18 protein-coding genes are annotated in these 18574 nt (G+C 68.2%); 4 read left to right on the top strand and 14 right to left on the bottom strand.

Annotated elements, in window-relative coordinates; all coding sequences use genetic code 11:
• Positions 1-3: 3 nt before the first annotated feature.
• Positions 4-816, bottom strand: a complete 813-nt coding sequence (locus LO55_RS14590; RefSeq protein WP_071362006.1) for a TOBE domain-containing protein — start codon at positions 814-816, stop codon at positions 4-6.
• Between the two features lie 101 nt (positions 817-917).
• On the opposite strand from LO55_RS14590, the gene modA reads away from it, so the two are divergent.
• The 3 genes from modA to modC are packed head-to-tail and all read left to right on the top strand — an operon-like array spanning position 918 to position 3420.
• Positions 918-1661: a molybdate ABC transporter substrate-binding protein gene (gene modA, locus LO55_RS14585; protein WP_071362005.1), complete on the top strand. Its 744-nt coding sequence runs from the start codon at positions 918-920 to the stop codon at positions 1659-1661.
• Between the two features lie 2 nt (positions 1662-1663).
• Complete coding sequence (modB, locus tag LO55_RS14580) at positions 1664-2347, top strand: molybdate ABC transporter permease subunit (RefSeq protein ID WP_071362004.1); 684 nt, start codon at positions 1664-1666, stop codon at positions 2345-2347.
• Positions 2344-3420 (top strand): molybdenum ABC transporter ATP-binding protein, encoded by a 1077-nt coding sequence (gene modC, locus LO55_RS14575; protein WP_071362003.1) that lies wholly within the window; start codon positions 2344-2346, stop codon positions 3418-3420. The genes modB and modC overlap by 4 nt, the downstream gene beginning before the upstream one ends.
• A gap of 22 nt (positions 3421-3442) precedes the next feature.
• On the opposite strand, the gene LO55_RS14570 is transcribed toward modC, so the two are convergent.
• The 11 genes from LO55_RS14570 to LO55_RS14520 all read right to left on the bottom strand — a co-directional run bounded on the left by LO55_RS14570 (position 3443) and on the right by LO55_RS14520 (position 16699).
• Positions 3443-5350: an ATP-binding response regulator gene (locus LO55_RS14570; protein ID WP_083415331.1), complete on the bottom strand. Its 1908-nt coding sequence runs from the start codon at positions 5348-5350 to the stop codon at positions 3443-3445.
• A complete protein-coding gene (locus LO55_RS14565; RefSeq protein WP_229410144.1) occupies positions 5347-6720 on the bottom strand; it encodes an ATP-binding protein in 1374 nt (457 codons plus the stop codon). The genes LO55_RS14570 and LO55_RS14565 overlap by 4 nt, the downstream gene beginning before the upstream one ends.
• Positions 6721-6728: 8 nt before the next feature.
• Positions 6729-7757, bottom strand: coding sequence for an ATP-binding protein (locus LO55_RS14560; protein ID WP_071362000.1), 1029 nt, complete (start codon positions 7755-7757; stop codon positions 6729-6731).
• Positions 7745-8212, bottom strand: a complete 468-nt coding sequence (locus LO55_RS14555) for an anti-sigma regulatory factor (RefSeq protein WP_005666385.1) — start codon at positions 8210-8212, stop codon at positions 7745-7747. Before LO55_RS14555 ends, LO55_RS14560 begins: the two co-directional genes overlap by 13 nt.
• Positions 8212-8568 carry an STAS domain-containing protein gene (locus LO55_RS14550; RefSeq protein WP_005666383.1) on the bottom strand — a complete coding sequence of 119 codons (357 nt, stop codon included), beginning with the start codon at positions 8566-8568 and terminating at the stop codon, positions 8212-8214. Before LO55_RS14550 ends, LO55_RS14555 begins: the two co-directional genes overlap by 1 nt.
• A gap of 10 nt (positions 8569-8578) precedes the next feature.
• A complete protein-coding gene (locus LO55_RS14545; RefSeq protein WP_071361999.1) occupies positions 8579-9442 on the bottom strand; it encodes an STAS domain-containing protein in 864 nt (287 codons plus the stop codon).
• Between the two features lie 129 nt (positions 9443-9571).
• A complete protein-coding gene (locus LO55_RS14540; protein ID WP_083415595.1) occupies positions 9572-12769 on the bottom strand; it encodes an efflux RND transporter permease subunit in 3198 nt (1065 codons plus the stop codon).
• Positions 12770-12803: 34 nt separating this feature from the next.
• Positions 12804-13994, bottom strand: a complete 1191-nt coding sequence (locus tag LO55_RS14535) for an efflux RND transporter periplasmic adaptor subunit (RefSeq protein ID WP_071361997.1) — start codon at positions 13992-13994, stop codon at positions 12804-12806.
• Entirely contained in the window at positions 13991-15232 is a 1242-nt protein-coding gene (locus tag LO55_RS14530; protein ID WP_071361996.1) for a TolC family protein, read from the bottom strand. Before LO55_RS14530 ends, LO55_RS14535 begins: the two co-directional genes overlap by 4 nt.
• A gap of 80 nt (positions 15233-15312) precedes the next feature.
• Entirely contained in the window at positions 15313-15654 is a 342-nt protein-coding gene (locus LO55_RS26370) for a DUF2946 family protein (RefSeq protein ID WP_005666373.1), read from the bottom strand.
• 145 nt (positions 15655-15799) lie between these two features.
• Entirely contained in the window at positions 15800-16699 is a 900-nt protein-coding gene (locus LO55_RS14520; RefSeq protein ID WP_071361995.1) for a LysR family transcriptional regulator, read from the bottom strand.
• A gap of 115 nt (positions 16700-16814) precedes the next feature.
• On the opposite strand from LO55_RS14520, the gene LO55_RS14515 reads away from it, so the two are divergent.
• The gene (locus tag LO55_RS14515; protein ID WP_071361994.1) at positions 16815-17645 is read left to right on the top strand and encodes an SDR family oxidoreductase; all 831 of its coding nucleotides are present in this window, start codon (positions 16815-16817) and stop codon (positions 17643-17645) included.
• Positions 17646-17695: 50 nt separating this feature from the next.
• On the opposite strand, the gene LO55_RS14510 is transcribed toward LO55_RS14515, so the two are convergent.
• Together LO55_RS14510 and LO55_RS26365 are read right to left on the bottom strand one after the other, a co-directional pair.
• A complete protein-coding gene (locus LO55_RS14510) occupies positions 17696-18082 on the bottom strand; it encodes a hypothetical protein (protein ID WP_071361993.1) in 387 nt (128 codons plus the stop codon).
• Positions 18079-18489: a DUF6973 domain-containing protein gene (locus LO55_RS26365; RefSeq protein WP_005666367.1), complete on the bottom strand. Its 411-nt coding sequence runs from the start codon at positions 18487-18489 to the stop codon at positions 18079-18081. The genes LO55_RS14510 and LO55_RS26365 overlap by 4 nt, the downstream gene beginning before the upstream one ends.
• Positions 18490-18574: the final 85 nt, after the last annotated feature.

Genomic DNA, 18574 nt, shown 5'->3' with positions numbered 1-18574 from the left:
CGACTAGTCCGGCACGCCCAGGATCACGCTCGAGGCCTTGAACAGGGCGGTCGCCGCCGCGCCCTCGGCCAGCTCGAGCGCATCCACGCTTTCATTGGTGATGGTGGCCGCCACGCTGCCGCCGCCCGCCAGCGCGATCACGACTTCGGAATTGACCGCGCCGCGCATCAGCCGCGTGACCTGGCCCTGCAGCCGGTTGCGCGCCGACAGCCGCGCGCCGTCGCCGGCCGTCATCACGATCACCGACGACGATTTGATCAGCGCGAAGGCCTGCCGGCCCGGCGCCAGCCCGAGATTCTCCGCGCTCTCGCGCGTGACGATGGCGACGATCGTCTGCCCGCCCGCGATCTCGAGCTCGACCTCGTCGTTGACGGCGCCGCGCGCCACCCGGGCCACCGTGCCGAAGAACTGGTTGCGTGCGCTGGTCCTCATCTTGAACCTCGTAAAAAGTGCCAGGTCGTCGACCACGTCGCCGGCCTGGCGGTTGAGTCGGTCGAGAAAGTCATGGTGCACCTGCTCGATCATCCTGAAATTGTCCACCAGCTGCCGGCCACGCGCCGTGAGCCGCGTGCCGCCGCCCCCCTTGCCGCCGGTGACGCGCTCCACCAGCGCCTCGCCCGCGAGATTGTTCATCGTGTCGATCGCATCCCAGGCCGCCTTGTAGCTCAGGCCCACCGCCTTGGCCGCACCGGTAATGGAGCCGAGCTGCCCGATCGCCGCCAGCAGTTCGACCCGGTTGCCGCCGCCGAGGTTCTCGCCGCCGACCGTCATCCAGACCTTGCCGTCGAGGCCGATGCGCTTGTCATCCTTGCTCATCTATTGTCGCCTGCCGTTTCGTTATATACTTAAGTAAATAGCGCTTGCTCATCAGACCAGCAGGCTACCACGATGTTCCCATCCTTATCTGGAGAAATGACATGAAACGCCTTGCCAGCCTGATCGCCATACTGACTGTCATGGGGACGGCGCACGCCGGCGAGGTGCAGGTCGCGGTCGCCGCCAACTTCGCCGGTCCGATGGAAAAGCTGGCCGAGCAATTCCAGCGCGACACCGGCCACAAGGCCGTCGTCGCCACCGGCGCCACCGGCAAGTTCTACGCCCAGATCCGCAACGGGGCGCCGTTCGAGGTGCTGCTGGCGGCCGACGACGACACCCCGGCCAGGCTCGAAACCGAGGGCCACGTCGCGGCCGGCAGCCGCTTCACCTACGCGGTCGGCCGCCTGGTGCTGTGGTCGGCCAGGGGCGGCGTCGTGGATGCCGGCGGTAATGTGCTCAAGACCGGCAGCTACAAGCACCTGGCGATCGCCAATCCGAAGACCGCGCCGTACGGCGCCGCGGCGGTCGCCACCCTGCGCAAGCTGGGCCTGTACGAGAGCGTGCAGCCACGCATCGTCCAGGGCGAGAACATCGCCCAGGCCTGGCAGTTCGCCAGCACCGGCAATGCCGAACTGGGCTTCGTGGCCCAGGCCCAGGTCTGGCGCGATGGCAAATTCACGTCGGGTTCGGGCTGGATCGTCCCGGCCACCATGCACGAGCCGATCCGCCAGGACGCGGCGCTGCTGGCCAAGGGCGCAGGCAACCCGGCGGCCCAGGCGCTGCTGCAATACCTGCGCACCGACAAGGCGAAAGCGCTGATCCGCAGCTTCGGCTACGAAGTCTGAGGATGCCCGATTCGTCCGACGTCGCAGCGATCTGGCTGACGCTCAGGCTGGCCACGGTCGTCACCCTGCTGTTGCTGGTCTTCGGCACGCCGCTGGCCTGGTGGCTGGCGCGCACGCAGTCCAGGCTGCGGCACGCGGTCGGGGCGGTGGTCGCGCTGCCGCTGGTGCTGCCGCCGACCGTGATCGGCTTCTACCTGCTGCTGGCGATGGGCCCCGATGGTCCGCTCGGCCAGTTGACCACGGCGCTGGGCCTGGGCACGCTGTCCTTCACCTTCACCGGCCTCGTCATCGGTTCGGTGTTCTATTCGCTGCCCTTCGTGGTGCAGCCGCTGCAGAATGCCTTCGAGGCGGTCGGCACGCGTCCGCTGGAAGTGGCGGCCACGCTGGGCGCCACGCCCTGGGACGCCTTCTGGTCGGTGGTAGTGCCGCTGGCGCGGCCCGGCTTCGTCACCGGCGCCATCCTCGGCTTCGCCCACACGATCGGCGAGTTCGGGGTGGTGCTCATGATCGGCGGGAACATCCCCGACAAGACGCGCGTGGTCTCGACCCAGATCTACGACCACGTGGAAGCGATGGAATACGCGCAGGCCCACTGGCTGGCCGGCGGCATGCTGGTGTTCTCGTTCGTGGTGCTGCTGGTGCTGTATACGCTGTATCCGCAATCTGTCAGGGGGACGCGCCGATGAGCGGCATCCGCATCAAGGCAAGAATCGATCGGGGCGCTTTCACCCTCGACGCCGACCTCGACCTGCCGGACCACGGCGTGAGCGCGCTGTTCGGCCATTCCGGCTCGGGCAAGACCACGCTGCTGCGCATCCTGGCCGGACTGGAACGGGCGCCCGGCGCCGTCATCGCCGTGGGCGACGAAACCTGGCAGGACGATGCGCGCGGCGTGTACGTGCCGACCCACCGGCGCGGCATCGGCTACGTGTTCCAGGAGGCGAGCCTGTTCGACCATCTCGACGTGCGCGCCAACCTGGAGTTCGGCCTCAAGCGCCTGGCGCCGGGCGCGCGCCGCTTCGAGCTCGGGCCCGTGACCGAACTGCTCGGCATCGGGCACCTGCTGGCCCAGCGCCCGGCCACGCTGTCGGGCGGCGAACGCCAGCGCGCCGCGATCGCGCGCACCCTGCTCGCCTCGCCGCGCCTGCTGCTGATGGACGAGCCGCTGGCGGCGCTCGACATGAAGCGCAAGCAGGAAATCCTGCCCTATCTCGAACGCCTGCACGACGAACTGGCGCTGCCGGTGGTCTACGTCAGCCACTCGGCCGACGAAGTGGCGCGCCTGGCCGACTACCTGGTGGTGCTGGAACAGGGACGGGTGCTGGCCAGCGGACCGCTGGCCGACACGCTGGCGCGGCTCGACCTGGCGGCGAACTTCGAGGACGATGCCGGCGTGATGATCGAGACCGTGCTCGCCGAACGCGACGCCGACGGCCTGTCGCACCTGGCCTTTCCCGGCGGCGTGCTGCTGGTCGGTCGGCGCGACGCCGCCATCGGCAGCCGGGTGCGCTGCCGCATCCATGCGCGCGACGTCAGCCTGGCGCTCGAGCGCCCGCGCGGCAGCAGCATCACCAACATCCTGCCGGCCGTCGTCGATGCGGTGGGTCCGTCCACGACGCCGGGCCAGGTGCTGGTGCGTTTGAAGATCGGCGCGACCGTGCTGCTGGCGCGCATCACCGAGCGCTCGCGGCGCGAGCTGGCGGTGGAGCCGGGCCTTGCGCTGTGGGCGCAGGTGAAGGCGGTGGCGCTGCTGGCGTGATCGTCGTTCCCTGCGTGGCGGATCACCCGCCCCGCAGCGCCGCTTCGAGGTCGGACAACTCGGCCGGCTTGACCAGGTGGGCGTCGAAGCCCGCCTCCTGGGCGCGGCGCCGGTCTTCGGGCGAGCCGTAGCCGGTGTGCGCCACCAGGCGGATGTGCGCCAGCGCCGGATTGCCCTTGATGCGGCGCGCGACCTGGTAGCCGTCCACGCCCGGCAGGCCGATGTCGAGCACGATCACCTGCGGCTTGTGGCGCAGCGCCAGCGTCTCGATCTCGCCGGCGTCGGCCGTGGTGACCGGCTGGTAGCCCATCTCGGCCAGCAGGAAACCCATCATCTCCATGGCGTCGACGTTGTCGTCCACCAGCAGCACGCGCATGCCGCCGGATGTGTTGGCGTCCTCGGCTTCCTGCGGCGCGGCCGCGGGCGCGCCGGACGCGGCGCGCAGCAGCGGCAGTTCGATCGTGAAGGTGCTGCCCTGGCCGACGCCCGGGCTGGCCGCTTCCAGCCGGCCGCCATGCAGCTCGGCCAGGTGCGACACCAGCGACAGGCCGATGCCCAGCCCTTCCGGCGCGCGGTCCGGCGGCACCGCAGCCTGGGCGAACATGCCGAAGATGCGCGGCAGGTTGTCCTCGTCGATGCCGATCCCGTTGTCGCGCACCGAGATGCGCACGCGCTGGCCGGCTCCCTCGCCGCTCACTTCGACGCCCAGGATGATCGCGCCGCCGGCCGGCGTGAACTTGGCCGCGTTGTGCAGCAGGTTGCCGACCGACTGGGCCAGGCGCACCGGGTCGCCCGTCACCCACAGGTCTTCCTGCGGCTGGCGCACGTCCAGGCTGTGCTCGCGCGCGGCGATCAGCGGCGCCGCGGTCTCGATCGCCTGCGCGATGACGCCCTTCAGGTCGACCTCTTCGTTGCGCAGCACGATCTTGCCTTCGGAGATGCGCGCCACGTCCAGCAAGTCGTCCACCAGGTGCGCCAGGTGGTCGACCTGGCGCGTGATCACGTCACGCGCGCGCGCCTGGCGCTCGGCCGCGCCTTCCCCGCTCGCGCCCAGCAGGGCCGCCGCGTTGCGGATCGGGCTCAGGGGATTGCGCAGCTCGTGCGCCAGGGTGGCCAGGAACTGGTTCTTGTTGCTGTCGGCGGTGCGCAGCAGCGCTTCCATTTCCTTGCGCGCCGTGATGTCGCTGCTCATGCGCGCCACCCGGTACACCTGGCCGCGGACGTCACGCACCGGGAACAGGCGGTCGCGCACCCAGCGCAGCTGGCCGTCGGCGCCATGGATGCGGAATTCCTCGTCGTAGTGGGGTTCCTCTGCCAGCCGCTCCCAGCGGGCGGCCAGGCGCGCGCGGTCGTCGGCATGCACGGCGTGGAGCCAGCCGGTCGGCTCCTCGCGCAGCGCCTCGGCGCTGCTGCCCCACACCGCGGCATAGGCCGGGCTGACGTAGACCAGCCGGCGGCCCGGCACCGAAAACATCCAGAACACGTCGTCGATATTGTCGGTCAGCTGGCGGAAGCGCTCTTCGCTGTCGCGCAGGTCGACCTGGATGCGGCGCATGCGCAGCAGCGCGTTGACGTTGGCGATCAGTTCATCCGCCTCGATCGGCGCCGCCAGGTAGTTGTCGGCGCCGCCCTCCAGGCCGCGGATCTTGTCGGCGCGGCCGGTCAGCGCGGCCGAGGTCTGCAGCACCAGCACGCTGCTGCTGTCCGATTCGGCCTTGATGCGGCGGCACACCTCGATGCCGTTGATGTCTGGGAGCTTGACGTCGAGCAGCACCAGCGCCGGCATGTGGCGCTTGACCATCTCGAGCGCGTCGGTGCCGTTGGCGGCTTCGATGACGTCGAAGCCGGCGCTCTGCAGGATGCGGGTCTTGGCGTAGCGGGCACCGTCGTTGTCGTCGACGTTGAGAATCTGGGTCGGATGACTATTCATGATGCGGTTCCATCAGGATCCATGGTCGCTTGGGGCGATATATTTGGCAATGTGTGTGGCGGCGTGCGCGGCAGGGTCAGCGTAAACGTCGTGCCCACGCCCAGCGTGCTCGATACGTCGACCCGGCCACCCAACAGGTCGGCCAGCTTGCGGCACAGCGGGAGGCCAAGTCCGGTGCCCTTGCTGCGGCGCTGCAAGGGGTGCTCGATCTGGCTGAACTCCTCGAAGATCAGCTGCAGGTTGTCGGGACTGATGCCGATGCCGGTGTCGGCCACCGCGAAGGCGATGGTGTCGGCTTCCGGATCGTGCGCGGCGAACACCAGCACCGAGCCCTGCTCGGTGAACTTCAGCGCGTTCGAGATGAAGTTGCGCAGGATCTGCGAGATCTTGCCTTCGTCCGAATGGAACGGTTCGTCGATGCCGGACGGTTCGAAGATCAGCTCCACGCGCGCCTCGTCCACCAGCGGGCGCAGCATGCCCTTGAGGGCGCGGAACAGGTTCTCGACCACCACCGGCTCGACGTGGGTCTCGACCCGCCCGGCCTCGATCTTGGCCAAGTCGAGCAGGTCGTTGACCAGTTCGGACAGGTCGCTGGCGGCATCGGCGATGAATTTCACCTGCCGTTCCTGTTCCTCGGTCAGGTCGCCGTCCATGCGGTCGAGCAGCAGCTGGGCCAGCGCGCGGATCGACGACAAGGGCGTCCTCAGTTCGTGGCTGGTGTTGGACAGGAAGCGCGATTTCATCTCGTCGGCGCGGCGCAGGCGCTCGGCCTTGTCCTCGATCTCGGCGTACAGCGCCACGATGCCGCGGTTGGTGTCTTCCAGTTCGCGCGTCAGCGACAGCAGGTCGTCCTGGCGTTCGCGCAGCTCGGCCAGGGTGGCCAGCAATTCCTGGTTCTGCAGCTGCAGCTCGTGCACCGGGTTCGACACCGGACTGTCGGCCAGGCGCGCGCCGATCTCGGCCAGGCGGGCCGAAGTGACGTGTTCGTGGCGCGGCAGCGCCTTGCGCACGGTGACGGTGGAGGCGCCGGCATCGCCCGGATCGACCTCGCAGGCATCCATCAGGCGGTGCGCGGTGATGATCGCCAGTTCGCGCAGCGACTCGGTTTCCGGTCCGCCGGCGCTGGCCGGGCGCGCTCCGCCGCTGACCAGCACCTCGAGGTGCTGGCGGCCATCGTTCTCGCGCAGCTGGAACAGTGCGCGTCCGCCCGGGCCCTGGTGGCAGGCGCCGCGCGCCACTTCCGAGACGGCGGTGCCGATGCGCACCTGGTCCTGCTGCGAAAAGCCCAGCAGCGCCGAGATCTGGCGCGCGCGCTGGCGCACCAGCACCACGTCCTGGTCGCTGTCCAGGCCGACGCTCAGGATGCGCATGGCGCGGCTCATGCGCGCCCCGCCATGCGGCGCACCACCAGCACCATCGCGTCGTCGCGGCCGCGGATGTAGTCGCGCATCAGGATCGCCGCGATCAGCGCCGGGCTGCGGCCCTGCAGTCCCGGGTACTTGTCCAGGTCCCAGCGGGTTTCGATGCCGTCCGAATGCAGGATGCACAGCGCGCCGGGACCGAACGGCACCGCGAACTCCTGCACCTTGCGCACGTTGTGGCCGACGATGCCGTTGTGCGACACCAGCGCGCGGCGCGTATCGTCGATCGCCAACGCGCCGATATTGCCGACGCCGGCGAAGCGCAGCTCGTCGGCCGCGAAATCGATGCGCGCGACCGCCAGCGCCGCGCCGCGCGTGGGCCGCAAGGCCTCGTGCGCCGCATGCACCAGCTCTCCCGCCGCGATCGGACCGCGCTCGTCCAGCGCCCGGATCGCCGCATTGGCCGCGCGCGCGGCGTCCGGACCGTGGCCTAGGCCGTCGGCCGCGAGCAGGGTCGCGCCGCCGCCGGCGCAGGCGACCGCCCAGCCGTCGCCGCACACGTCCTCGCCCCGGATCGGGCTCCACAGCGCGCCCACTTCGACCCCGCACGGATCGGGGCCGGGCACGTCGCGCCACAGGCGCATGAAGAAGGCGGCGCCGTCGCCGCGCGTCGAATACACGTCGAATTCGTCGGACAGGCGGTGCAGCGCGCCCAGGCCGGTGCCGGCGGTGCCGGCGGTCGAGACGCCGTCGACCAGGCTGCTGGCCAGGTCGACGATGCCCGGCCCGCGGTCGAGCGCGAGCACGTCGACGCCGATGCCGGCGGGCGACTGCGCCGGGCCGACGTGGATCTGGCCTTCGCCGGCGTGCTTGAGGATATTGGTGGCAGCTTCGGTGATGATCAGGGCCAGCTGGCCGGCGCGGGTCTCGTTGAAACCCAGCGACTCGGCCAGCTTCTGTCCGGCGCGGCGCACGGCGGCGACGTCGCTGGCGTGGGATACGGCGAACACGTGCTGCGGTGACTGGGAACTGATCAGCGCTTCCATTTGACGATCAGCACCGCGGTGCCCTCCTTGGGACGGCTGTCGATGTCGAACTCGTCGACCAGGCGCTTGGAGCCGCCCAGGCCCAGGCCCAAACCGCCTCCGGTAGTAAAGCCATCGCGCAGGGCGCTGTCGATATCTGGAATGCCCTGCCCGGCATCGACGAACAGCAGGCCGATGCCCTTGCGCAGGCCGTCGTCGAGCGCGTCGAGGTGGACTTCGCCGCCGCCGCCGTACTTGATGGTGTTGCGCGCCAGTTCGCTGGCGGCCGTCACCAGCTTGGTCTGGTCGACCAGCGACAGCGCGAGCGCCACGGCGCGTTCGCGCACCTGCTTGCGCAGGCCCACCACGTCCTCGTCCGAACGCAGCGGCAGGGTCAACCGGCCGGTGCGCTGCTGGCGGTGATGATCGAGCAGATGCGTCTCGAACAGGACGGCATCGGTATGCGCGTCGACCATTATCTGTAGCTCTTTCCGAGCAGGGCCATGCCCTTCTCGACATTCAGCGCGGTCTTCACGCCATGCAGGGTCAGGCCCAGTTCGACCAGGGTGATCGCCACCGCCGGCTGCATGCCGACCACCACGGTGCGGGCGTCGAGCACGCGCGCCATGGCGGCGGTGTTGCTGATCATGCGGCCGATGAAGGAGTCGACCAGGTCGAGCGCCGAGATGTCGATCAGGACCCCCTTGGCGCCGTCGCTCACGATGCGCTCGGTCAGGTCGTCCTGCAGCTGCATGGCGAGACGGTCATGCATGTCGACCTGGATCGTCACCAGGAGCAGGTCGCCCATGCGCAGGATCGGAATGCGTTCCATGGCGCTGGCCTCAGGCGTGCTTGATGGTGATCGAGGCGCCGGTGCGCTCGAGCGCCACCAGGAAGGCGTCGGCCAGGGTGGCCTTGGTGATCACGTCTTCCAGGTTCACGCCCAGGTGCACGATGGTCTGCGCGATCTGCGGGCGGATGCCGCTGATGATGCAGTCGGCGCCCATCAGGCGCGCGGCGGCGATGGTCTTCATCAGGTGCTGGGCCACCAGGGTGTCGACGGTCGGCACGCCGGTGATGTCGATGATGGCGATCATGGCGCCGGTGTCGACGATCTTTTGCAGGATGTTTTCCATCACCACCTGGGTGCGGGCCGAGTCCAGGGTGCCGATCAGCGGCAGCGCCAGGATGCCGTTCCACAGCTTGACCACCGGCGTGGACAGTTCCAGCAGCTCCTGCTGCTGGCGCACGATGATCTGGTCCTTGGTCTTCTGGAACACCTCGATGGTGTACAGGCCCAGCTTGTCGAGCAGGGTATTGACGACCCACGATGCCGCGGCCAGGCCTTCGGCGTCGCCGGCGAACGTCGCCTGCAGGCGCGCGAACAGCGGCTGCTTGAGCGAGAACACGAAGATGGCGGTCTCGCTCGGGGTCGAGCCCGACTTGGCGCGGGTCGACGAGATCTCGCTCAGCAAGTCGCGCAGCTCGTCCCACGAACGGTGGTCGATGTTTTCGAGTTCGCCGCTGCGGGTGGCGGCGGCGAAGGATTTCAGGAACTGGTTGCAGTGCGAGCGCAGCTGCTCGCGCGCGGCGGCGTTGCTGCGCACGCTCAGCGCTTCGAGCTGGGAGAGCCATTCGGCGCCGATGGCGGCCTCCTGGTCCAGGATTGTCTGGCTGATGCGATCCGCGTAATCCTTCATGCTCATCTGTCTTATCCCTTGAAATAGTGATTGGCGCCGCGCCTGGCCCCGTCTGTTTCCGCCGGCGCGGACAAAATTCTGTTAAACATCCAACTATACCATTTTCATATAGAGCAATACGTGGCGCACGGTTGTCTATGGGATATTTTCACTGTTTCGGCGGAAAAACGCGCGCACGGATGGCCAGGTGCCCCGCGCGGGTCGCGCGCGATGCGTCCATTCATACAAAACCGGCAATAAAAGCAGCGTCAGGACGGTCGACGACAGGACGCCGCCGATCACCACCGTGGCCAGCGGCCGCTGCACCTCGGCCCCGGTGCCGACCGCCAGCGCCATCGGCACGAAGCCGAGCGAAGCCACCAGCGCCGTCATCAGGACCGGCCGCAGGCGCGCCAGCGCGCCCTGGCGCACCGCGTCCGGCAGCGCCATGCCGTCCTGGCGCAGGCTGCGGATGAAGGAAATCAGCACCAGGCCGTTGAGCACCGCCACCCCGGACAGGGCGATGAAGCCGACCGCCGCCGAAATCGACAGCGGGATCCCGCGCGCCCACAGGGCCGCCACGCCGCCGGCCAGGGCGAACGGGATGCCGGTGAACACCAGCAAGCCGTCGCGCACATTGTTGAACACCAGGTAGAGCAGGACGAACACCAGCAGCAGCGAGGCCGGCACGATCAGGCGCAGGCGCTCGGCGGCCTGGGTGAGGTGCTCGAATTGGCCGCCCCAGGCGATCCAGTAGCCAGGCGCGATGCGCACCTCGCGGGCGATGCGCTCCCGGGCCTCGGCCACAAAAGATCCGATGTCGCGCCCGCGCACGTTGGCGCTGACCACCACCCGGCGCTTGCCCTGCTCGCGACTGAGCTGGTTGGGCCCCGGCGCCACCTCGAAGCTGGCGATCTCGCCGAGGGCGATGAAACTGCGCGTGCCTTCCATACTGCCCGGCAGCGCCACCGGCAACCGGCGCAGCGCGTCGATGTCGCCACGCACGGCTTCCGGCAGGCGCACCACGATGTCGAAGCGGCGGTCGCCCTCGAACAGCGTCCCGGCGGCGCGGCCGGCGGTGGCGGTGGCGATCATTTCCTGCACGTCGCCGATGTTCAGGCCCATCCTCGCGGCGCGCTCGCGGTCGACCCGGATCTGCAGCATCGGCAGGCCGCTGGTCTGCTCCACCTGCACCTCGCTGGCGCCCGGCACCCGGCGCAGGGCGGCGGCGATCTCGCCCGCGGTGGCGCCAAGCACGTCCAGGTCGTCGCCGAACAATTTGACGGCGACGTCGCTGCGCACACCCGAGACCAGTTCGTTCACGCGCAGCTGGATCGGCTGGCTGAACTCGTAGTTATTGCCGGGCAGGCCCTCGAGCGTCGTGCGGATCGCGCTTTCGACTTCAGCGCGCGAACGCCTCGCGCCTTTTCCAACCCTTGGCCACTCCTTCTCGGGCTTGAAGATGATGTAGCTGTCGGCCACGCTGGGCGGCATCGGGTCGGACGCGATCTCGGCGGTGCCGATGCGGGCGAACACGCGCGCGATCTCGGGGAACTCGCGCATGAGGGTCGTCTCGATCTGCTGCTGCATCCTGACCGACTGGGTCAGGCTCGTGCCCGGCACCCGCATCGTCAGCACCGCCATGTCGCCCTCGTCGAGATTCGGCGCGAACTCCGTCCCCAAGCGCGTGCCCATCAGGGCGGCCAGCGCGATCACCACGGCCGCGAACACCAGCATCACGGCGCGGTTGGCCAGCGCATAGTCGAGCGCCGGCGCATACCAGCGCCGTGCGGCGCCCATCACCCGGCTTTCCTTTTCCGTCACCGAGCGGCCGATGAACAGCGCCACGGCGGCCGGCACGAAGGTCACCGACAGGATCATCGCGCCCAGCAGCGCGAACACCACGGTAAACGCCATCGGGTGGAACATCTTGCCCTCGATGCCGGTCAGGGCGAAGATCGGCAGGTAGACGATCATGATGATCAGCTGGCCATAGATCAGCGGCCGGCGCGCCTCGCGCGCCGCCTCGAACACTTCGGAAAAGCGCTCCTCGCGCGTGAGGATGCGTCCCAGCCGGTGCTGGGCGGCGGCCAGGCGCCGCACGCAGTTCTCGACGATCACCACGGCGCCGTCGACGATGATGCCGAAGTCCAGCGCCCCCAGGCTGAGCAGGTTGGCGCTGACCTGGTTGGCCACCATGCCGCTGAAGGTGAACAGCATCGACAAGGGGATCACCATGGCGGTGAGCAGCGCCGCGCGCAAATTTCCAAGGAAGAAGAACAGCACCGCCACCACCAGGATCGCGCCCTCGACCAGGTTCTTGCGCACCGTGGCGATGGCCCGTTCGACCAGCACGGTTCTATCGTAGACCGTGACGGCCTTGACGCCCTTCGGCAGGCTGCGGTTGATCTCGAGCATGCGCGCGTCGACCGCTTTCGACACCGCGCGGCTGTTCTCGCCGATCAGCATCACCACGGTGCCGAGCACCACCTCCACGCCATTCTCGGTGGCCGCGCCGGTGCGCAGCTCCTGACCGATCGTCACCTCGGCCACGTCGCGCACCCGCACCGGGATGCCGCGGATGCTGGTGACGACGATATTGCCGATGTCGTCGATCGACGCGGCCTGGCCCGGCGCGCGCACCAGGTACTGCTCGCCTTCGCGCTCGATGTAGCCGGCGCCGACGTTGCTGTTGTTGCGCGCCAAAGCGTTCACGATATCGGCCAGTTCCAGCCCATACGACGACAAGGTGGCCGTGTTCGGGGCCACCAGGTATTCCTTGTCGAAGCCGCCGATCGAGTTGATCTCGGTGACGCCCGGCACGGTGCGCAGTTGCGGCTTGATGATCCAGTCCTGGATCTCGCGCAGGTCCGTCGGCGTATAGGGCGTGCCGTCCGGCTTCCTGGCGCCCGGTTCGGTCTCCACGGTCCACTGGTAGATCTCGGACAGGCCGGTCGCGATCGGGCCCAGCGTCGGGATCACGCCGGGGGGCAGCCCTTCGCGCGCGTCCTGCAGGCGCTGGCTGACCAGCTGGCGCGCGAAGTGGATGTCGGTGCCCTCCTCGAACACCACCGTCACCTGCGACAGGCCGTAGCGCGACAGGGAGCGGAATTGCTCCAGGTGCGGCAGGCCCGACAGCACCGCCTCGACCGGATAGGTGATGCGCTGCTCGGTTTCCAGCGGAGAGTAGCCCGGCGCCGCGGTATTGATCTGGACCTGGACGTTGGTCACGTCGGGCACCGCGTCGATCGGCAGGCGGCCGTAGTTGTAGACGCCGATGCCGGCCATCGCCAGCACGGCCAGCATCACCAGCCAGCGGCGCGCGATCGCAGTCGCGATCAGGCGGTCGAACAGCGTCGATGGTTTGATCAAAGGTTCGGACGAGGTCTCAATGTTCATGGCTGCCCTCCGCCTTGCCCTGCTCCGCCTTGACCGCGAAGCTGCCGGCGGCCGCATAGGCCTCGCCCGCACGCAGCCCGGCCGTGACCTCGACGAAACGCCCGTCGGAGCGGCCGGTGGCCACCGGCTGCGCGACAAAGCCTGCCTTGACCCGCTTGTAGACGACTTGCCGCCCGTCCGCCGTCTGGATTGCCTCACGCGCCACCGCCACCGGCACGTCGCTCGACCCGGTGACGATGTCGATGTTCACCGCCAGCCCCGGCCGCCAGGCCGCGCCCGGATTGTCGAGCACCACCCGCGCCTTGGCCGAGCGCGATTCCTCGCCCACCAGCGAGCTGACGTAGGACACCTTGCCCGGCGCCGTCGTGTTGGAGGCGATCGAGCGGATGACGGCGTCGGTGCCGACCCGGACGATCTCGAGGTCGCGCGCCGGCACCACCACGTCGGCCCATACGGTCGACAGGTCGGTGAGGGTGAACACGCGGGTGTCGGCGCCGACGACTTCACCCATCGTGATGTGTTTTTCGACGATCACGCCGTCGAACGGCGCCCGGATTCCGAGGAGGTTCGACGAGCCGGCGTCAACGGCGCCGAGCGCCTGCAGTTGCTGGCGCGCGCTCTGGACGGCGATCTGCGCTTCGCTCAGTTCCTGTTCGGCGCGCAGCAAGTCCTGGCGGGGCGAAATCTGTTCTTCCCACAGCATTTGTTCGGACGCATGGACCTTGCGCGCGTAGTCCAGCCGGCGCTCGGCCGCCGCCAGCGCGCCGCGCTGGGCCGCGACCTCGGCGCTGGCGATGCTGGCCAGGACCTGGTCCTTGCGCACCTTTTCGCCGAGCGTGGCATTGACCTCGCTGACCGCCCCGGCGGCGCGCGGCGTCACGTGGGCGGTGCGATCTTCGTTGAGCGCGATCTGGCCCGGCATGCGGATGAAGGTGTCGAGGTGGACCGGGCCGGCGGTGGCGATCGTGATGCCGGCCACGCCGACCTGGCTGTCGGTGAAGCGGATCACGCCGTCGTCCGCGTGCCCTTCTTGGCCGTGCTCGTCCGCGTGTTCCCGCTCCTCTTGATGACCGTGTTCCTCGACACCGGCTGGGGCGCGGTCGCGCACCAGCACGACGGCGGCGATCAGAATGGCAATCGCCAGCATGATGGCGATGACCTTGCTTTGCTGCTTGTTCATGGATTCTCCTGGACGGCTGCGTGTCCCAGCAGCCGTGCGATATCGGCCGCCGCGCGATGACTCTCCGCGACGGCGTTCAGGTATTGGTTCTTCGATTGGGCCAGCACGCGCTGGGCGTCCAGCACGTCGATCAGCCCGAACTTGCCGAGCTCGAAGCCGCGGTTGGCGGAGCGCTCGGCGTCTTCTGCGCCGGGCAATATCTCGGTCGAGATCAGCGCGCATTCGGCCAGCGCCGCCGTGAGCCGCGCATGGGCCTGCGCCAGCTCGGCGCGCAGGCGCACGCCTTCGGCGTCTTGCTGGTCGCGCGCCTTGTCGACCCGGCGCAGTGCATCGAGCACGGCGCCATCGTTGCGGTTGAACAGCGGCAGCGGCACCGACAGGCCGAGCACTGCGCGGTTGCGGGTGTCCGGCCCTTCACGCTGGGCGCCGACGATCACGTTGACGTCGGGCGTGCGACGCGCGCGCTCGAGCCGGGCCAGCGCCTCGCGCTGCCCCACCTGGGCGCGCGCATGGCGCATGGCCGGCGATCGGTCGAGTTGCGCCAGCAGCTGGTCCAGCGGCGCCGCCGGGGGCAACGCGGCGGCCTGCGGCGCATGGATGCTCAACTGGCGCGCGTCGCCGCCCCACAGGGCGGCCAGGCGGATGCGCGCGCCTTCCAGGTCGCGCCCCGCCTGCAGCGCCTCGATCCGGGCGCTGCCCTGGGCCACGCGGGCGCGGGTCTCCTCGACTGGAGACAAGGTCCCGGCCTCGACCCGCTTGCCGGCGGCGGCCAGCGCGCGACCGGCAAGCGCCACCAGCTCGCGGGCCATGCGCTCGCGCTCCTGGGCCGCGACGACGTCGTGGAAGGCGGCGGCGGCATCGGCGCGGACCTTGTCCCGTTCCGCTTCCAGTGCGATGGCGGCGAGCGCGCCTTCCTGGCGCGCCGCCTCGACCCGCGCGGCGCGCTTGCCGCCCAGTTCGATGGCAATGTTCAAGGTGGCGGTCGTGGTGCGGCTGCTGCTGCCTTCGCCTTCGCGCAGCAGCTCGAGCTCGGGATTGGGCAGCGCCCCGGCCTGGGCCAGCGCGCCCTCTTGCGCCGCCACTTCGCTGCCGGCCGCGCGCAGGGTCGGATTGGCGCGCAGCGCCAGGTCGATGGCCGCTTCCAGGGTCAATGGCGCCGACCATGCCGCGGCCGAAGCGCTGGCAAACCCGCAGGCGAGCGCGAGCGCCGCCAGCAGCGGTGTCAAACGATGTTTCATGATGATGCTCCGAACGGGTGGATGTCCGGCGGGGCAAGCGATGCGCCGCACGAGGCGACGCCGATGAGGTTCCCGCCGCCTTAGGCGCGGCGCGGCCGGTCTGGCGGAGGAATCAGGTCGGGAACGTGGGAAACGTAGCGCCGCAATTCGCCGCGCATGTGCGGGGCGCCCTTGGGCAAGGGGAGATTGGGTTGCGCGGACAGGACCGCGCTGGCCGACAGGTGGTGGCAGGCGTCGCAATCGTCGCAATGCTCGTCCCGGGTTCCATCATCCTGATCCTGGTTGCTCGATGGCGGATGCTTGTGGACGTGGTGCCCCGGATGCATGGTCTGTTCGTCATGACTGCAATACGGAGCGCCGGCGGCCCAGGCGGCCTGGAGTGGCATCATGAGCAGCAGGAGGATCAGGATCAGGCGTCGCATTGCGTCAGGGTGGTCGGGTAGCGCAGGGCCGGTCGGCCAATTTTTGCTACCAGCTATTAAATACCCTGTAGCCGCTACAGGGTCAAGCACATTCGTGCAGTTCGCTGCGATTCCCGCATATCGCATAAGGAATTCGGTCCGAAACTCACGCCGGTGCGTACACCTCTTGCAGCACCTCGATGAAGGCGCGCAGCGCCGCCGGCACGTGGCGATGACCGGGATAGTACAGCGCCAGCTCGGACGATGGCTGGCACCAGTCCTGCAGCAAGGGCACCAGGCGACCTTCCTGCAAATGATCGCGCACGGTCGTGTCCGGCACATAGGCGATCCCTCGTCCCGCCAGCGCGGCCTCCATCATCAGCCCGACCTGGTTCAGGATCAAGGCGCCCGGCACGTCCAGCGCGAAGGCCTGGCCATGGCGTGCGAATTCCCAGCGGTAGATTTTCCCGCTCTGCATGCGCATGCGGATGCACTGGTGCCGGTGCAGGTCGTCGGGCGTCTGCGGCGTGCCGCGCGCCGCCAGGTAGGCGGGCGATGCGACCGGCATGAAGCGCACCGGCGCGCCGAACGGCGCGACGTGCATGTCTTGCGGGACCGCCTCCAGCAGGCGCACGCCCGCATCGAAGCCGGCGGCGACGATGTCGACCAGGCCATTCTCGACGAACAGGTCGAGCGACACCTCCGGATAACGCTCCTGGAACACCGGCACCGCATGCTGCAGCAGCCAGCGCGCCGTCGGTTCGGCGGTGTTGATGCGCAAGGCGCCGCCGGGCCGCTCGCGAAAGCCGTTGACGTCTTCCAGAGTGGCGCCCAGTTCGCGCAGCACCGGTTCGAGCCGGCGCAGGAAGTGTTCGCCGGCCTCGGTCGGCGCCACACTGCGGGTGGTGCGGTGCAAGAGGCGTACGCCCAGCTTTTCTTCCATCACCCGCATCATGTGGCTCAGGGTCGAGGGAGAAACCCCGAGTTCGTCGGCGGCCTTGCGAAAGCTGCGGCGGTGGACGATGGCCACGAAGGCGCGCAGGCTGTCGAGGTCGGGCTGGGACATTGATGGCGATCCTTCACTAATGCATGCGGGATTGGAGGGATGATAACAGCAATGCGTTCGTCTATTCTGTTTTCAAGGCAGCCATAAGGCGACCACCAAGACAAGGAGAACGACCATGCAACGCACCTGGTTCATCACCGGCACCTCGACCGGCTTCGGCCGCATCATGACCGAACAACTGCTGGCGCGGGGTGACCGCGTGGCCGCCACCCTGCGCAATCCGTCCGCGCTGGCCGAGCTGCAGGAACGCCATCCCGATCAACTGTGGGTGGCGCAGCTCGACGTCCTCGATCACGAGGCGATGCGCAGCGTGATGGCGCGCGCCTTCGCGGAGCTGGGGCGCATCGACGTCGTCGTCAGCAATGCGGCCTATGGCCTGTTCGGTGCGGCCGAGGAGCTGAGCGACGCGCAGGTCAAGCGCCAGCTCGATACCAATCTGCTCGGATCGATCGGGCTGATCCGCGCCGCCCTGCCCCATCTGCGCAAGCAGGGCGGCGGCCGGGTGATCCAGGTTTCATCCGAGGGCGGCCAGATGGCTTATCCGAACTTCAGCGTCTATCACGCGACCAAGTGGGGGATCGAAGGGTTCGTGGAATCGGTGGCGCAGGAAGTCGCGCCGTTCGGGATCCAATTCATCCTGGCCGAACCGGGGCCGACGCCGACCAATTTCGCGGCCGGTCTCGATGCGGCGCCGGCGATGGACGAGTATGCCGATACGCCGTCGGGCGGGGTGCGGCGCGCGCTGGCCGACGGTAGTTTCAAGCTCACGGGCGATCCGGTGCGGATGGTGGAGATCATGATCGATTCGACCGACCAGGCGCCGGCGCCGCGCAGAATTACCTTGGGGTCGACTGCGTACGAGTCGATTCATGCGGCGCTGACCGATCGTCTGGCGCGGCTGACGGCGCAGAAGGAGCTGGCCGTGAGTGCAAATCTGGACACATGACGATGCGATATCCTATGCGATGGCCCGCTGACGCATGCACGCCTGGCCAGTCACTCTTCGACGGACGGGACCAATCGCAGCTGTTGAATACGGCCTGTCTTCTTGTCCGTCACGAATATCAGCAAGTATCCCTTGCCGTATTCGCTCTCGACATTGGACGGGCCAACGAAATAGGCGAGGTTTTCGTCATAATCGGCATACCCCGTCGATTGCCCCAGCAGTGCCCTGACCTGGTCTGCGCTGAGTTCTTTCACCGGATACTGGCGCAGGAAGGAAGCCAGCATCCGGCCACGCCCCAGCCGATCCGCGGCGGCCCATGCCTTCGGCGTGAACTCGTCATTGCCGAAGGCCCGGCTTTGTTCTTCCACAGACCTTTGCGTGCAGCCTTGCAGGAAAAGAATGGTCAGCACGAGGACGGCTGAGGTTCGCATCGTCATTTCACTTGCAGGGTCTTGAGTTGACCAGTTTTCAGCGCTGCCATACAGCGCCTGCTGAGCGCCTCGTTCGTTTGCTTCGACGCACCAATATTCAAGCCAATGCTGTTGTTATGCAAATCCATCGCACGTTCCTTCGGCGGGTTCCTTAGGGACGATTCATGCGCCGTCGTGTAGAGGCGCGCTTTGGTAATTCCGATATCGCGTGCCAGTTGTGCAGACCACAAGCAATGGCGAAAAGCGTCCGAATGGTCGTTATGGCCGCTGATCGAAAACAGCCGCCTGGCCTCACTCTGTGCAAATTCGCGCGCCCTCATGATGACAGGCACGTGATGTGGATGCGATCGCAAGTAAGCTCGTTCTTGCTCCGTGAGCTGATTGAACAACGCAAGGGCTGACTGTATCGGCATGGTTTCTCCGGAAGCAGAAAAAGTCAGGTTCCATTATTCTCGGGTCCGCATGTTACAGATTGGGCGTGCGCAATACTGAACGCTG

This window comes from Massilia timonae, assembly GCF_001866515.1.
GTDB classification, from domain to species: Bacteria; Pseudomonadota; Gammaproteobacteria; order Burkholderiales; family Burkholderiaceae_D; genus Telluria; species Telluria timonae.
This window is presented reverse-complemented; position numbering and strand designations above follow the sequence as displayed.

Bases quoted from the DNA above. Each gene is read 5' to 3' on its own strand.
- LO55_RS14590 (WP_071362006.1), bottom strand. From the start codon at position 816: ATGAGCAAGGATGACAAGCGCATCGGCCTCGACGGCAAGGTCTGGATG.
- modA (WP_071362005.1), top strand. From the start codon at position 918: ATGAAACGCCTTGCCAGCCTGATCGCCATACTGACTGTCATGGGGACG.
- modB (WP_071362004.1), top strand. From the start codon at position 1,664: ATGCCCGATTCGTCCGACGTCGCAGCGATCTGGCTGACGCTCAGGCTG.
- modC (WP_071362003.1), top strand. From the start codon at position 2,344: ATGAGCGGCATCCGCATCAAGGCAAGAATCGATCGGGGCGCTTTCACC.
- LO55_RS14570 (WP_083415331.1), bottom strand. From the start codon at position 5,350: ATGAATAGTCATCCGACCCAGATTCTCAACGTCGACGACAACGACGGT.
- LO55_RS14565 (WP_229410144.1), bottom strand. From the start codon at position 6,720: ATGCGCATCCTGAGCGTCGGCCTGGACAGCGACCAGGACGTGGTGCTG.
- LO55_RS14560 (WP_071362000.1), bottom strand. From the start codon at position 7,757: ATGGAAGCGCTGATCAGTTCCCAGTCACCGCAGCACGTGTTCGCCGTA.
- LO55_RS14555 (WP_005666385.1), bottom strand. From the start codon at position 8,212: ATGGTCGACGCGCATACCGATGCCGTCCTGTTCGAGACGCATCTGCTC.
- LO55_RS14550 (WP_005666383.1), bottom strand. From the start codon at position 8,568: ATGGAACGCATTCCGATCCTGCGCATGGGCGACCTGCTCCTGGTGACG.
- LO55_RS14545 (WP_071361999.1), bottom strand. From the start codon at position 9,442: ATGAGCATGAAGGATTACGCGGATCGCATCAGCCAGACAATCCTGGAC.
- LO55_RS14535 (WP_071361997.1), bottom strand. From the start codon at position 13,994: ATGAACAAGCAGCAAAGCAAGGTCATCGCCATCATGCTGGCGATTGCC.
- LO55_RS14530 (WP_071361996.1), bottom strand. From the start codon at position 15,232: ATGAAACATCGTTTGACACCGCTGCTGGCGGCGCTCGCGCTCGCCTGC.
- LO55_RS26370 (WP_005666373.1), bottom strand. From the start codon at position 15,654: ATGCGACGCCTGATCCTGATCCTCCTGCTGCTCATGATGCCACTCCAG.
- LO55_RS14520 (WP_071361995.1), bottom strand. From the start codon at position 16,699: ATGTCCCAGCCCGACCTCGACAGCCTGCGCGCCTTCGTGGCCATCGTC.
- LO55_RS14515 (WP_071361994.1), top strand. From the start codon at position 16,815: ATGCAACGCACCTGGTTCATCACCGGCACCTCGACCGGCTTCGGCCGC.
- LO55_RS14510 (WP_071361993.1), bottom strand. From the start codon at position 18,082: ATGACGATGCGAACCTCAGCCGTCCTCGTGCTGACCATTCTTTTCCTG.
- LO55_RS26365 (WP_005666367.1), bottom strand. From the start codon at position 18,489: ATGCCGATACAGTCAGCCCTTGCGTTGTTCAATCAGCTCACGGAGCAA.